The 14,907-nt window shown below is 35.0% G+C and carries 15 protein-coding genes; 5 read left to right on the top strand and 10 right to left on the bottom strand.

The genetic code is table 11. The features are described from left to right. Positions 1-3: 3 nt before the first annotated feature. The 7 genes from NCE97_RS08885 to rpsA all read right to left on the bottom strand — a co-directional run bounded on the left by NCE97_RS08885 (position 4) and on the right by rpsA (position 7,013). Complete coding sequence (locus tag NCE97_RS08885; RefSeq protein ID WP_353778697.1) at positions 4-912, bottom strand: ribonuclease Z; 909 nt, start codon at positions 910-912, stop codon at positions 4-6. A 10-nt stretch (positions 913-922) separates the two neighbouring features. Then, positions 923-1,255, bottom strand: coding sequence for a ribonuclease Z (locus NCE97_RS08880; RefSeq protein ID WP_353778695.1), 333 nt, complete (start codon positions 1,253-1,255; stop codon positions 923-925). A gap of 5 nt (positions 1,256-1,260) precedes the next feature. Then, positions 1,261-2,190, bottom strand: coding sequence for an aspartate carbamoyltransferase catalytic subunit (locus NCE97_RS08875; RefSeq protein WP_353778694.1), 930 nt, complete (start codon positions 2,188-2,190; stop codon positions 1,261-1,263). A 7-nt stretch (positions 2,191-2,197) separates the two neighbouring features. Continuing rightward, positions 2,198-2,737, bottom strand: a complete 540-nt coding sequence (gene pyrR, locus NCE97_RS08870; RefSeq protein WP_353778693.1) for a bifunctional pyr operon transcriptional regulator/uracil phosphoribosyltransferase PyrR — start codon at positions 2,735-2,737, stop codon at positions 2,198-2,200. A 185-nt stretch (positions 2,738-2,922) separates the two neighbouring features. Then, complete coding sequence (locus NCE97_RS08865) at positions 2,923-3,879, bottom strand: T9SS type A sorting domain-containing protein (protein ID WP_353778691.1); 957 nt, start codon at positions 3,877-3,879, stop codon at positions 2,923-2,925. A 110-nt stretch (positions 3,880-3,989) separates the two neighbouring features. Continuing rightward, a complete protein-coding gene (locus NCE97_RS08860; RefSeq protein ID WP_353778690.1) occupies positions 3,990-5,105 on the bottom strand; it encodes a helix-turn-helix domain-containing protein in 1,116 nt (371 codons plus the stop codon). A gap of 72 nt (positions 5,106-5,177) precedes the next feature. After that, positions 5,178-7,013 (bottom strand): 30S ribosomal protein S1, encoded by a 1,836-nt coding sequence (gene rpsA, locus NCE97_RS08855; RefSeq protein ID WP_353778689.1) that lies wholly within the window; start codon positions 7,011-7,013, stop codon positions 5,178-5,180. Between the two features lie 326 nt (positions 7,014-7,339). Between rpsA and NCE97_RS08850 the strand changes: the two genes are divergently transcribed. Continuing rightward, positions 7,340-7,717, top strand: coding sequence for a LysM peptidoglycan-binding domain-containing protein (locus tag NCE97_RS08850; protein WP_353778688.1), 378 nt, complete (start codon positions 7,340-7,342; stop codon positions 7,715-7,717). Between the two features lie 26 nt (positions 7,718-7,743). On the opposite strand, the gene cmk is transcribed toward NCE97_RS08850, so the two are convergent. Together cmk and porQ are read right to left on the bottom strand one after the other, a co-directional pair. Next, complete coding sequence (gene cmk, locus NCE97_RS08845; protein ID WP_353778687.1) at positions 7,744-8,448, bottom strand: (d)CMP kinase; 705 nt, start codon at positions 8,446-8,448, stop codon at positions 7,744-7,746. Beyond that, entirely contained in the window at positions 8,448-9,467 is a 1,020-nt protein-coding gene (gene porQ, locus NCE97_RS08840; RefSeq protein ID WP_353778745.1) for a type IX secretion system protein PorQ, read from the bottom strand. Before porQ ends, cmk begins: the two co-directional genes overlap by 1 nt. Before the next feature lie 230 nt (positions 9,468-9,697). On the opposite strand from porQ, the gene NCE97_RS08835 reads away from it, so the two are divergent. Continuing rightward, the gene (locus NCE97_RS08835) at positions 9,698-9,949 is read left to right on the top strand and encodes a hypothetical protein (RefSeq protein ID WP_353778686.1); all 252 of its coding nucleotides are present in this window, start codon (positions 9,698-9,700) and stop codon (positions 9,947-9,949) included. Between the two features lie 73 nt (positions 9,950-10,022). Here NCE97_RS08835 and lon read toward each other — a convergent pair whose 3' ends face one another. After that, a complete protein-coding gene (lon, locus tag NCE97_RS08830) occupies positions 10,023-12,476 on the bottom strand; it encodes an endopeptidase La (RefSeq protein ID WP_353778685.1) in 2,454 nt (817 codons plus the stop codon). 228 nt (positions 12,477-12,704) lie between these two features. On the opposite strand from lon, the gene NCE97_RS08825 reads away from it, so the two are divergent. The 3 genes from NCE97_RS08825 to NCE97_RS08815 are packed head-to-tail and all read left to right on the top strand — an operon-like array spanning position 12,705 to position 14,899. Then, positions 12,705-13,259, top strand: a complete 555-nt coding sequence (locus NCE97_RS08825; RefSeq protein ID WP_353778684.1) for an RNA polymerase sigma factor — start codon at positions 12,705-12,707, stop codon at positions 13,257-13,259. A gap of 10 nt (positions 13,260-13,269) precedes the next feature. Next, the gene (locus NCE97_RS08820) at positions 13,270-13,824 is read left to right on the top strand and encodes a hypothetical protein (protein ID WP_353778682.1); all 555 of its coding nucleotides are present in this window, start codon (positions 13,270-13,272) and stop codon (positions 13,822-13,824) included. After that, entirely contained in the window at positions 13,802-14,899 is a 1,098-nt protein-coding gene (locus NCE97_RS08815; RefSeq protein ID WP_353778681.1) for a hypothetical protein, read from the top strand. Before NCE97_RS08820 ends, NCE97_RS08815 begins: the two co-directional genes overlap by 23 nt. Positions 14,900-14,907: the final 8 nt, after the last annotated feature.

Here is a 14,907-nt window from a genome sequence, read left to right as displayed (position 1 = left end):
GCCTTAAGAAAAGTCGAACACCTTTCCATCATCACCCAAAAGCACTCTTTCAAAAATAGTTTCTGCTTCTTCCTTAAAAGCACTCAAATCATCGTAGCGTGTAGAGTAATGTCCTAAAATCAAAGTACCAGCTTTGGCTTGTTTGGCTATTGAAGCTGCTTGCTTTGCTGAACTATGCTTTGTAGGTTCGCACAAGCGTTCATGTTTTTCAAGGAACGTAGATTCGTGATACAACACATCGACATCTTTAATGATTGGCACAATATCCGCTTTGTAAGCTGTATCACTACAAAATGCGTAGCTTTTTGGTTTATTTGGTGGTAATGTTACGTCTTCGTTTCTAACTCGTTCTCCATTTTCGCTAATCACATCAAAGCCTTGCTTTAGCTTTCTGAAGTAAGCCTTGTCAACATTGGCTTCGAGTACTTTTCCAATATTCAGTTTGCGCTCTCCTTCTTTCTCTTTAAACAAAAAACCATTGGTGTACACACGATGGTCTAAAGGAATTGTATACACTTCAACATTATCATCTTCAAAAATAAGCTCAGATGCATCTGAAGTTAATTCATGAAAAATAAGCTGATAATTGGTCCAAGAGTCAGCCAATTTCATTTGTAGAGTTATAGCTTCTTTGAGTCCCTTTGGTGCGTAAATATGCAAATCGGCTTCGCGTCCAAGTAGTCTGAATGTAGAAATCAAACCAACCAAACCAAACACATGATCGCCATGTAAGTGGGAAATAAAAATGCGCTTAATGCGTGAAAATTTCACCTTATTGCGCCTCAACTCTACTTGAGTGCCTTCGCCACAATCGATAAGAAACATGTTATTTCTAATCTCTAAAACTTGTGAGGTTGGGTTTGTATTAGTACGTGGTGTAGCGCTATAGCAGCCGAGTATGGTTAGCTTCATATATAAAAACTTAAAGCCCTAAATCACGCTCCATCTCCTCCATCTCAATGATGTCATAGGCTTCTTGAAGTGTTGGTACTACTACAAGTTCGTCTGGAATATCGTCTATACTGATCTTATTAGTCACAATAACAAACGACCTCTTAGAGCCACGATGTTCGTTAGAGACTTGTAAAAACTCAATAATTTGTTCTAGCGACACCTTTCCCAAACTACTGAGGTTAACAATAATATTATCGTATTTTACCTTGGAATAGGTCTCTTGTATTTTTCTTACCAACTCAGCTATTGTTGCACGTTCTTGCGTAATAATAGTAGTTGTTCCATCTTTACTGAATATCATATTTATCAGTGTTTAATTTTTGATGCTAACAAATAAATAACAGCCATTCTAATAGCGACACCATTTTCTACTTGATCCAAGATTATGGCTTGCTTAGAGTCTGCAACATCACTCGTGATCTCAACACCACGATTAATAGGTCCTGGGTGCATTATTGTAATGTCTTTGTCCAAACTGTCTAATATAGCTTTGGTAACACCGTATTGCTGTGCATATTCTCTAGTTGAAGGAAAATAGCTTATGTCCATCCTTTCGTTCTGGACTCTTAGCATATTAGCGACGTCACACCAATTTAAAGCTTTCATCAGATTGGTTTCGACTTTTACTCCTAAGTTACCAATATATTTTGGTAATAAGGTCTTTGGTCCACAAACCATAACATTAGCGCCTAATAATTGTAACGCATATATGTTTGAAAGTGCTACTCTACTGTGTAGAATATCTCCAACAATAACAACATTTTTGCCTTTTACAGAACCTAAACGTTCTCGTATTGAATAGGTATCTAACAAGGCTTGAGTAGGATGCTCATGCGCACCATCTCCCGCATTAATAATACTGGCATCTACATGTTGCGATAAAAATACTCCAGCTCCTGGATTTGGATGACGCATTACAACCATATCTACTTTCATGGAAAGGATATTATTGACAGTGTCAATAAGCGTTTCTCCTTTTTTTACTGAAGATTGTGATGCAGAAAAATTAATAACATCTGCTGAAAGACGTTTTTCAGCAAGCTCGAAAGATAATTTGGTACGTGTTGAGTTTTCAAAAAACAGATTAGCAATAGTAATGTCTCTAAGCGAAGGTACTTTTTTAATTGGTCTATTGATGACTTCCTTGAATTGATCTGCAGTTTCAAAAATAAGATCAATATCTGCCTTGTTTAGATATTTTATTCCTAATAAGTGATTGACACTTAACTCGCTCATTCGTTATTTAGTTATTAATTAAGTATACCATATCTTTTCCATCATTCTCCTGCCATTGCACTACCACTTTTTCATTATTGATCGCATCTACTTGACGCCCTCTATAATCTGGCTGAATAGGAAGATGTCTGCTAAATCGTCTATCGATTAGCGCTAAGAGTTCTATTTCTTTTGGTCTTCCGAATGACTGTATTGCGGTTAATGCTGCTCTAATACTACGTCCTGTATATAAAACATCATCAATGAAAACCACTTTTTTATTTTCTACAATAAAATCAATTTCTGTGGTGTTGGCTTCTAGTGGTTTCTCCCCTCTTCTGAAATCATCTCTGAAGAACGTAATATCCAAATGCCCAAGTTTTACATCTTTGATCTTATAGTCTTCACTGAGCATTTTTGCTAAGCGATTGGCCAAAAATTTCCCTCTTGGCTGAATGCCAATTAAAACAGTTTCGGTAAAATTATCATGATTTTCAATAAGCTGACAGGCTAGTCTATGAAGGGTGATGTCAACTTCTTTTGTATTAAGTAATACCTTTTTGCTCATATATCTGAACGTATCGTGCTGCAAAGTTAATGCAATTTTTTAAAACTTCACCTTGCAAAGTCAGTATAAAACAAGATTAAAATTTGCTTTGAAATTTATGGATGAATTACTGATTGCTAATAAAAGAAAAGAGATTGCAAAATTTCTGCAATCTCAATTCCAAATCCTAATAGAACTACTCACAGTCATTCTTTAAGAATTTTTAGGGTATTCTTACCAGAATTAGATCTTACTTCTATAAAATAGACTCCAGAATTAAATGAAGACATATCTAGCTTATAGTTGCTGGAGTTTAGCTTTTGTCTATATACTATTTGCCCTGTTAAGTTATATAGTTTAATTTCTTGAATAGCCTGATCTGTACTAAGCGTTAGGAATTCTGTAACCGGATTTGGATAATAGCTTATTTCCGTTTTATCAAATGAATCTACACTAAGATTATCACAATCTATCCCAACGTTTTCATAAAGCAAAACGCATCCTGATGAAGTATGTCCTGCAACTGTAATTTCTCTACCAAAATCTGTACTATAAGGACCAACTGTATACATACCTGGTGTTGTTACAAAAACATAATATTCAAAATCTACATCATAGATTTCGCATTGACCAAATGAACCTATATCTGATATGTTAACATCTACATAAAACTGATCATTAGCACAATCTTCTGCAACAGAAACTGATGCTATAGGAGGATCGCATGGAAGCACTTCAATAAATATGCTGTTCCAATCTGCTGTTGTTCCGGTTCCTGTTTGTCTTAAAATAACGTCTAAATAGCCATCATTTTGCGGCAAGTAATTTCCTGGAAGTGCTACGAGAAACTTAAGTCTGCTAATTCCCGGATTTGGTTCTGTAATAATTGTTGCTGGTGATAATGTAACACTACCAGCTGTGGTAATTACTTCAATAGAAGCTTCTTCAGGTTGAGGATTGCCAGAGACTGACACCCAATCTGTCACAAGGCGTAAGGTAGTATAAACATCTGGTATTAAACCAGCACTATCACCAACATCATTTAGGTTTAGTGTAACTGGTGAACCTTCAGCAACGGTCTCAGATGGGATAAACGGAAACCCATCTTGCGCATAAGAAATGGCTGCAAATAATAATGCAGCGCTTAACATAATTTTTTTCATTGTGAGTAGTTTTAAAATTGACTACTCTAAGAAACAATTACTTATATATTTGATATCCAGAATTTTGATATTGTCAAAAATTTGGATTCATTTTATTAACTGAGCTCTTTTTACTTGGAATTTCTTCTAAAGGCAGATGGTGTCTGATTTGTAAATTTCTTAAACACATTGAAGAACGAGGAGCGCGAGTTAAACCCTGCTTCTAATCCTATAGCTACTATAGTATAATTGTTAAAAGCACTATTGGTTAAGTAAGACTTAGCTTCTTCCACTCTGAGCATGTTTACATAATCCGTAAAACTTATATTTAACTCATTATTTAAAGAACGAGATAGATGTGCAGTACTAATTTGTAATTTCTGAGCTACATCATCTAAAGTCAAATTAGAATCCAAAAATGCTTTTTCATCCTTCATTAACTTTTCAAACTTTAGTATAATGGAATTTTTAGTTGGAATTGTAATTTTATCATTCGCAATCTTCAAATTATACTTTCTAATCTTAATTCTATCTGATAAAATACCATACTTATAAACACCTACATGTCCAAACCAATAGATTAGTGCTGTCATACCCAACCATAAATTATCAAAATTGGTTTCATTATTTATAAATGTATTTCTAATTACCAAAACACTCCATAGCAAAGTAAAAAAGAGAATTAAGGCTAGGGTAAGTTTCAACCATTTGAGATCTCGTCTTACGTGGTTTTTGTTGAATTGATTATGGCGCTTCTCATATTTATAAATCATTATAAAGGTTAGAATTAGCACAGTTATATTATAGAATATTGCAAGAAATTCCTGATAAACTACAACAATCCTGTAAATCGGGTTGATTGGATCTATGGTATCGTAGCCAAGTAGCACTCTGGCTCTAAAGATTAGAGCAATAATGGCTAAAATTAAAAAAGGGAGATAAAGTAATTTGTCTTTGAGTTTTATGTTCCTCTCTGGGTATAGAAAAAACACTACAAATAAATACATCGTTGGAGGAACAAACCATGCTACTGGCAAAAAAATGTAAGCGTACATATCCAGTAGCGGCATTAGTCCTATGTATGGTATAACATATTGAAAATTACTGAACGAATAACTAAATAGTAATGCAACCAAAAAGTAGGTACTTCTAGCCTGATACTTTTTGGTAAATGGAACAATAATGGTAAAGATTAGACCTTGTATTATTCCAGCAATAATTAATATGCTATATACATTAAATGTCATTGGTTGGTTTATAAAGATAAAAAAAGCCTCTCAAATTTTGAGAGGCTTACTTATTTTATAAATGGTAAGAAATTATTTTTTTCCGTCCATTTTATCTTTAAGTGCTTGAAGCGCATCGTTAGCGTCACCTAAAGTTGGCTTCGCTTCTGCAGCAGCATTAGCAGCTTTCTTGGCAGCAGCTTTCACAATCTTAGCTTCTTCTTCTTTATGAACAGCCATGTGAGATGCAACTACACGCTTAAAGTCCTTATTGAACTCAATGATTTTGAATTCTGCTTCTTCACCTTTCTTAAGCTTAGAACCATCTTCTTTTTCTAAGTGACGTGATGGTACAAATGCAACGATATCTTCGTTGAATTGAATTGTAGCACCTTTGTCAACAACTTCAGAGATAGCAGCTGTATGAACAGTGTTTAATGCAAATTCAGTCTCGTACTTATCCCAAGGGTTTTCAGTAGTTTGTTTGTGACCTAAACTTAGCTTACGTCCTTCAACATCTAACTCAAGTACGATAACTTCTAACTCATCACCTACAGCACAGAATTCACTTGGGTGCTTAATCTTCTTAGTCCAAGATAAATCAGAAATGTAAATCAATCCGTCAATACCTTCTTCTAATTCAACAAATACACCGAAGTTAGTAAAGTTACGCACTTTACCTGTGTGCTTAGATCCTACAGGATATTTACCTGTAATATCAGTCCATGGATCTGGAGTCAATTGCTTAATACCAAGTGACATCTTACGCTCTTCTCTATCTAAAGTTAAGATTTGAGCTTCTACTTCATCTCCAACTGAAACAAAATCTTGAGCTGAACGTAAGTGTGTAGACCAAGACATTTCACTAACGTGAATTAATCCTTCAACACCTTCAGCTACTTCTACAAACGCACCATAGTCTGCAATAACAACTACTTTACCTTTTACTTTATCACCAACTTTAACGTCTTCAGCTAAAGCTTCCCAAGGATGCTTGCTTAATTGCTTAAGACCTAACTGGATTCTAGACTTGTCTTCATCGAAGTCTAAGATTACAACGTTAAGTTTTTGATCTAGCTCAACGATTTCATTTGGATGGTTGATACGAGACCAAGATAAGTCTGTAATGTGGATTAATCCATCTACACCACCAAGGTCAATAAATACACCGTAAGATGTAATGTTCTTCACAACACCTTCTAGTACTTGACCTTTCTCTAATTGAGCGATGATTTCTTTCTTCTGCTCTTCGATATCTGCTTCGATAAGCGCTTTGTGAGATACTACGATGTTCTTAAACTCGTGGTTGATCTTAACCACCTTGAACTCCATAGTTTTATTTACGTACTGATCGTAATCTCTAATTGGCTTCACATCGATTTGAGAACCTGGTAAGAACGCTTCGATACCAAATACGTCAACGATCATACCCCCTTTAGTTCTACACTTTACGAAACCGTTTACGATCTCACCAGAATCGTGAGCTGCGTTTACACGATCCCAAGCTTTGATTACTCTAGCTTTTCTGTGAGACAATACTAACTGACCTGTAGCATCTTCGCGTACATCAATTAATACTTCTACTTTGTCTCCTACTTTTAAGTTTGGATTGTATCTGAATTCGTTAAGAGAGATAACACCTTCTGACTTTGCATTGATATCGATGATTGCATCTCTATCCGTAATGTGAATTACTACACCTTCTACAACTTCGTCATTTAGAGTGTCTACGAAATTTTCAGAAACTAATTTTTCGAATTCTGCTAATTTCTTGTCTTCAACTTGCTCAATTCCTTCTTCGTAATTGTGCCAATCGAACTCTTTTAAGAATTTTTCTGGATTAGTTTGAGCCTCAGATAATACAGGAGCCTCTACAGATACTGCTTCAGTTGCTTCAACTTCAGCTTGTTTTGTTTTGTTTTCAGCCATTGCTGATAAAATTTGTATTCTATGTGTTTCGGGTCGATTAAGCAATACACATAGAAGTGTTATTGTTTGTTTATAGTTTTTCCTTTCTCTCGACCATTATTTCGCTAAAAAAGGAGCGCAAAATTACAATTTAATTATTTGATTACCAAACTAGATACACAAAAGATGTATTTCTCATTAGCTGTACCTAAAAAATGTAAAAAATTCAACGTTTTGAAGGCTAATCATTAAAATTGATAATTGTTAAAAAATGGCTTAAAAAAATGTTACTAATTGATAATGAATTTGATATATTTATCGTCCTGTTAATTTAAAAACTTAGAATTATGGTTAAAGCTAAATATCAAGACGTGTTAGATTTAGGTCAAGCGCTTGAGATTCAAAATGGAGAAGTGTCAGAAGACAATGGCGTCTTAAAGATTAAGGGCACTGCTAAAACACAATATGAAAAAGATCAACTTTGGGACAAAATCAAAGCTATTGGTGGAGATAATCCTGCAGATATAATGGCAAATATTGATGTTGCTGACACAAGTGTATATCACAGACATACTGTAACTTCTGGAGAAACTCTTGGGAAAATTGCAAAGCAATATTATGGAGATGCCATGAAGTACAAAGATATTTTTGCAGCAAATTCAGATATTCTGAAAAATCCGGATTTAATTTATCCAGATCAGGAATTGATTATCCCGAATTTGTAAAAACTTAATTTAGGAAGATAGCGGCTCTAGGAGTCGCTTTTTTTTTGCCCAATAATATCTCTGGACATATTGAGAATTCTTTCAAACTGATCTTCTATGGATAAGTTAGAATTATCAAATTCGATAGCATCTTCTGCTTTGACTAAAGGTGAATCCTCTCGTGTGCTGTCTATATAATCTCGAGAAACTACATTTTGAAGCACGTCTTCATATTCTATATCATCACCTCTATCCAATAATTCTCTATAGCGGCGCAGTGCTCTAGTTTCTGCCGAAGCCGTCATAAATATCTTCAGTTCAGCATCTGGAAAAACCACTGTGCCAATATCTCTACCATCCATAACCACACCCTTATTAGCTCCCATTTCTTGCTGTTGCTCTACCAGTTTCCTTCTTACCTCAGGAACTGTAGATACCGTACTAACGTAATTGGAGACTTCTAAGGTTCTAATCTCTTTTTCAACATTCTCACCATTGAGATAGACTTCCGCAAATCCCTTTTCTTCATTATACTTGAACGAGATAAGCACATTATCCAAAGCATTAATCAATCCATCTTCATCAAAGGATTCAGCAACAATAAATTTTTGTTGCATAGCATAAAGCGTTACAGCTCTATACATGGCTCCTGAATCTACATACACATATTTTAAAGCTTCAGCCAGTTGTTTAGCCACTGTGCTTTTACCTGTTGAAGAAAATCCATCGATAGCAATGGTAATCGTTTGCATTAACGTAAATCTATTTGTAATCCGAAGAAGTTAGTATTAGATGCACTAGCATACCTTGCATGAGTGTAGCTAAATCGCATTTTGTTAAATTTCAGTCCTAATCCAAATGACAATCCTGAAAAATTTCGCTGATCTAATATACGTAATTCTTCTGCCCTTCTAAAATTATAGCCTAAGCGTATATTGAAGCCTCTATCTGGAAATACTTCGGCAGCAACTATGGTATGACGCAATAGTTCTCCAAAGAAACCTACCTCTTCTTGAGTTTGATTGCCATCTAAGTCTGTAGTAGCTCTGGCTGGGTTTGAGAATGAAATCGGCCAAGCTTGAAGGTTTTCAAATGTAAGATGCCAACGAATAGGAACATTTTCGAGGGTTTGAGACATTCCGAAGTTAATCTCTAATGGTAATGTTTCAGTAAGCCCTGCATAGGTCTTGAACTGAGCTCCTAAGTTTCTTACAGTAAGCGCAGCGTGAAATTCTAAGTCCTCATTGATATACATTGCAGCTACATCCACAGCACCTCCAAATGAATTATAGATATCCAATTTTGAAGTGATCAGCTTTGCATTGGCACCAATATAAAAATCCGTAAAAGGAACATTGTAAGAATACCCAAATGATAACGCTGCTTCATTTCCTGTGAAAGATCCTGTCGGAACACCATTAATATCGTAACCGTCAAAATCACCATAATTAATGTATGTAGCTCCTATATGAAAGGTTTGCACACGTCTATCCCAAGTATATGCATACGCAATGGTTCCATAGCTGATGCCTCCTAAATAACTTGAATAATTTACAGCCAATTGGTTATCCATTTCAACATTGATTGAGGCTGGATTGTATAACGCAGAGGTAACATCGTAATCGTAATTAGTAATTACTTTCCCTCCCAGAGCGGCTTGTCTAGGCGAAGATACTAAGTTGAGAAATTGGTACGTGGACTCACCTCCTACTTGAGCAGTAAGTAATACTGAGAAAAAGAACAAGCAGATTGTGGTAACCCTCTTCAACATAAGCATGCAAAGTAACTAAATCTATTTTAAAACGATTGCATGCGAGATTTATTTTTTAGATGAAAAGGGATAGGTTATTTAAAATCATTTATACAATACCTCAAAAGTAAAAAACCACTTATGCATGTTTATTGTTTATATTTATGTAATTACATGAAATCAGCATAAAGTTTCAATGAAAACCATTCTAACTACTCACACCATAATATACATTTGATAAAGCTCACGAATTGAAAAGAAAAATCAGAATATTGATATTGGTAACTATAATTTTAATACTGTTGAAATTCTGGGTTGGAATTTACATACATGATGAATTCGGAGGGAAACACCTTTTTATAAAGCACAGGCCCATTTGGAAAACATTTTTTTATTCTCCGAGAGGAATGAGCGATTTAAAGTTATCTGAAATGTCGCTTGAAGAGCAAAATGAACAAATACTTTTTGACGAATTCATTTTGAGAAGCCAAACAATAGAATAAAAGTTAAGCGCCTCGACTAAAAATAAATCAAAGAAGTTCTAAATAAAAGCCTCGGCAGTACCGAGGCTTATAATTATAGCTTTTTAGCATTTTTAACCTTCTGATTCGTGATGGCTATATCTAGCACTTCACTCATATCTGAAACATAGTGGAATGTTAACCCAGTTAGATATTCTGGTTTAATTTCATCAATATCTCTCTTATTCTCTTTAGACAACAAGATTTCTTTGATCTTCGCACGCTTGGCAGCAAGAATCTTTTCTTTGATACCGCCTACAGGCAAAACTTTTCCCCTAAGTGTAATTTCCCCGGTCATGGCTAAGCTTTTCTTTACTTTTCGTTGTGTGAACAACGATACTAAAGAGGTAAGCATTGTAACTCCAGCACTAGGACCATCTTTTGGTGTAGCACCTTCTGGAACATGAATATGTACATTGTACTTCTCAAAAACTTCTGCATCTATACCAAAATTATCCGCATTAGCTTTGATATACTCCATGGCTATAGTAGCAGATTCTTTCATTACCTTGCCTAGATTTCCTGTAATCGTGAGGTTTCCTTTTCCTTTTGAAAGAATTGATTCTATAAACAAAATATCGCCTCCTACTCTAGTCCATGCCAAACCTGTGACTACTCCAGCAACATGATTGTTTTCATATTTGTCTCGTTCTAATCTTGGCGCTCCAAGGACTTCGATAATATCTTCGTTATCCACTTTGACATTATAATCTTCTTCCATCGCAATGTTCTTGGCAGCATATCTCACCATTTTTGCGAGTTGCTTCTCTAGGCCTCTAACTCCAGATTCTCTGGTATATCCTTCAACGATACGCTCTAGTTGAGGCTTTGCTATTTTTAAAGCCTTTTCATCTAAACCATGCTCGCTTAATTGCTTTGGAAGCAGGTGTCGCTTAGCAATCTCTACTTTTTCTTCAATGGTATATCCTGTTACATTAATAATCTCCATACGATCTCTTAATGCTGGCTGAATGGTATTGAGACTATTTGAAGTCGCAATGAACATCACCTTCGATAAATCGAATCCCATCTCTAAGAAGTTATCGTAGAATTCACTGTTTTGTTCAGGATCTAATACTTCTAGCATTGCTGAAGATGGATCGCCTTGGTGACTATTAGACAATTTATCTATTTCATCGAGCACAAAAACTGGGTTTGATGTTCCAGCTTTTTTAAGGCTTTGAAGAATTCGCCCAGGCATAGCACCTATATAAGTCTTACGATGCCCTCTAATTTCTGCTTCATCTCTCAAGCCTCCTAAAGACATACGCACATATTCTCTACCTAACGCTTCTGCAATGGACTTTCCTAAAGAGGTTTTACCAACTCCTGGAGGTCCATAAAGGCAAAGAATTGGAGATTTCATGTCGTTTCTAAGCTTTAATACAGCTAGGTATTCTATAATACGACGTTTAACATCATCTAGTCCATAATGGTCGCGATCTAGAATATCTTTAGCGCGTTTCAAGTCGAATTGATCTTCGCTAAATTCATTCCAAGGTAAATCCAGAAACAAGTCTAAGTAATTACGTTGTATAGAATACTCAGCAACTTGTGGATTCATGCGTTGCATTTTGGCCAATTCTTTATTGAAATGTTCTGCAACTTTATCGTCCCATTGTTTGTCTTTAGCACGAGCGCGCATATCTTCGATCTCTTCACCAGAAGATACACCGCCTCCAAGTTCTTCTTGAATTTGTTTCATCTGTTGATGCAAGAAATATTCACGTTGCTGCTGATTTAAATCACTTTGCACCTTAGACTGAATATCATTCTTTAGCTCTAACTTTTGCAACTCTAAATTCATGTATTTTAGAGTTTTTAAAGCCCTGTTTTTAAGATCATTAACTTCAAGTAATTCTTGTTTATCTTTAACTGATAAATTCATGTTTGAAGACACGAAATTCACTAAGAATGAATTACTTTCTATGTTCTTAATTGCAAAGGAAGCTTCTGTTGGAATGTTTGGACTGTCTGTAATAATTTGCAGTGCCATATCCTTAATAGAATCTATAATGGCTCCAAACTCTTCATTATCAGGGGCAGGCTTTTCTTCAGGGACATCTTTGATGGTAGCATTCAGATAAGGTTTCTCAGCGATGACTTCATCAATCTGGAATCGTTTCTTACCTTGAATGATTACAGTAGTATTTCCATCTGGCATCTTTAATACCTTAAGAATCCTAGCTACAGTTCCTGTTTTATAGATATCTTTCTTTGTAGGATCTTCTACACTTTCATCCTTCTGAGCAACTACTCCAATAACTTTACTGCCTTTATTAGCGTCATTAATCAGTTTTATCGATGTATCTCTACCTGCTGTAATAGGAATAACTACACCAGGAAATAATACTGTATTTCGTAAAGGAAGGATAGGAAGTGCTTCGGGAAGAACTTCGTTATTTATTTCAGCTTCATCTTCGGGAGTCATTAAAGGAATTAATTCTGAATTTTCATCAAAATCCTGTAATGACAAACTGTCAAGCATTTTAAATTTAGATTTTGCCATAATATTTTTAGGTCATTCTGTCATCAAAATAACAGAACTTAAGGGTTTCAAAATTTTACTTTTTTCAAATTTAATCTGAAAATCAACAAGTTACGCATTGTTTCAAGTTGATTACCTTTATATAATTTCAATTGTTGTGCCAATTCTCCATATGCAGACCCAAAGTTTTTTTATTAAAAGTGTAACAATGAATCGTATAACCTCTCTTTAGAATAAACATTTGTTTTTTTGACCACAACCAATCAAAATATAGAACAGTTATTATCGTCTTGTAAACTAGGTGACCAACGTGCACAAATGGAAATCTACAAGCGCTATTACAAGGCAATGTATAACACAGCCTTTAGAATTGTAAAGGACAGTTATAAAGCTGAGGATATTATGCAAGATTCGTTCTTGACAGCATTTACCAAATTAGATACGCTTAAAGAAATATCGACATTTGGATCATGGTTAAAACGAATAGTGGTCAACAATAGTATCCTCGACTATAACAAAAAGAGCTATACTGTTCCGATAGATGACGTACTGTATAAGGTAGAAGATGAAAGAGAAGAAAATGCTAGCGATAATAAGGATTTTACCTCAGTTAAAGCAAAGCAGATTTTGGATAGTATGAACCTATTGAAAGACAACTACAGAATTGGATTATCACTTCATCTAATTGAAGGTTATGATTATGAAGAAATCTGTGAAATAATGAACATTAGTTATGCGAATTGCAGAACAATGATTTCTAGAGCAAAAGATAGATTAAGACGAAAATTAGAGCCAACTGGTTAAATATAAGAACATGAACAAAGATACAATCGAAACTATGTTTGATAACTTACAAAACGAGTTTGATATCGAGATACCAAACGATGGTCATGAAGCACGATTCTTGATGAAGCTTGAAAGTGATAACAATACAACGACTTCATCATCAAAAACGTATTGGAGACCACTATTAGCTGTAGCTGCAAGCTTAGTTATATGCTTAGGATTATTTGGGGTTTTTAATCAGGATCCCGAAGTTGTAGACCTAGCGAGTATCTCACCAGAATATTCTAAGACTCAAGATTTTTTCACAGTTACTTTAAACAGTGAAATTGCAAAGTTAGAGGCTGAGCGTACTCCAGAAACAGAGTTGATTATTAACGATGCTATGGATCGTATCTCTAGACTCGAAAATGATTATGAAAAATTAAAAATCGACCTAACGGAAAGTGGAAATGATAGACGTGTTATTTATGCTATGATTACAAACTTTCAAAATCGTATCGAATTATTACAAACCGTACTTAATTATATAGAACAAACTAAAACTTCAAAAGAAATAAGCAATGAAAGCAACATTACTATATAGATTAGCCTTAGTGCTATTGTTAATTCCTGGCTTATCGGTTGCAAATACAAACCCAGATAAGTGGAACGGAAAGCATACTAAAGAAAAAACCATTAAAAAAGAGTTTAATGTTAGCTCTAATGCAACATTCAAAGTGGATAACGCTTATGGCAACTTAGACATTAATACTTGGGACGAAAACAGAATTGTTGTTGAAGTCTTCATCAAAACTAATGGGAATGATGAAGAGAAGGTCCAAGAACGCCTTGATGACATCGATGTTAAGTTTTCTGCATCGAACGACTGGGTAGCTGCAGAAACGATGTTCAATAAGAAAAATTCTAATTCTTGGTGGAAATGGAGTAAGAAGAATAAGGTAAAAATGGAGATCAACTACGTTGTAAAAATGCCGATGTCCAATAATGTTAACCTTAATAATGACTATGGTAGCATTGATCTTGAAAAATTAGAAGGTAGAGCAGAAATCAACTGTGACTATGGAAAAATCACCACACAAGAGTTAATGGCAGAAAACAACAAACTTACTTTTGATTATACCAATAACTGCTATTTCGAATATGTAAATACTGCCTCTATTAATGCAGATTACAGCAGCTATACTATTGCAAAAGCCAAGGACTTAGATATAAATGCAGATTACACTAAGTCTACTATAGAAATCGCAGAAGATATAACCTATAACTGTGACTATAATACCATGTCTATTGGTAAACTAAACAGTATTTCTGGAAATGGAGACTATTTGAGCTTGAGACTTGACGAAGTATATGATGATGTAGAAGTGAAAGCTGATTACGGTTCTATTGTTATTGGCAGAATGGGACCAAATGCAGGAGATATCTCTATTCAGTCTGACTATGCTGGCATAAAAATTGGATACGATCCTGGCTACAACTTCAGTTTCGAGATTGATTTAGAGTATGCTGGTTTAAAAGGCTATGAAGGTTTTCAGTTTAATAAAAAGCGTGTAGAGTCTAGCAGTAAATACTACCAAGGGTATCGTGGAAATGCAAATTCTGGCAACACTGTTAAGATCAATTCAGAATATGGTAGTGTAAAATTTGAACAACGATAGAAATAATT

Origin of the sequence: Winogradskyella sp. 3972H.M.0a.05 (genome assembly GCF_040493455.1) — a bacterium.
GTDB lineage: Bacteria > Bacteroidota > Bacteroidia > Flavobacteriales > Flavobacteriaceae > Microcosmobacter.
This window is presented reverse-complemented; position numbering and strand designations above follow the sequence as displayed.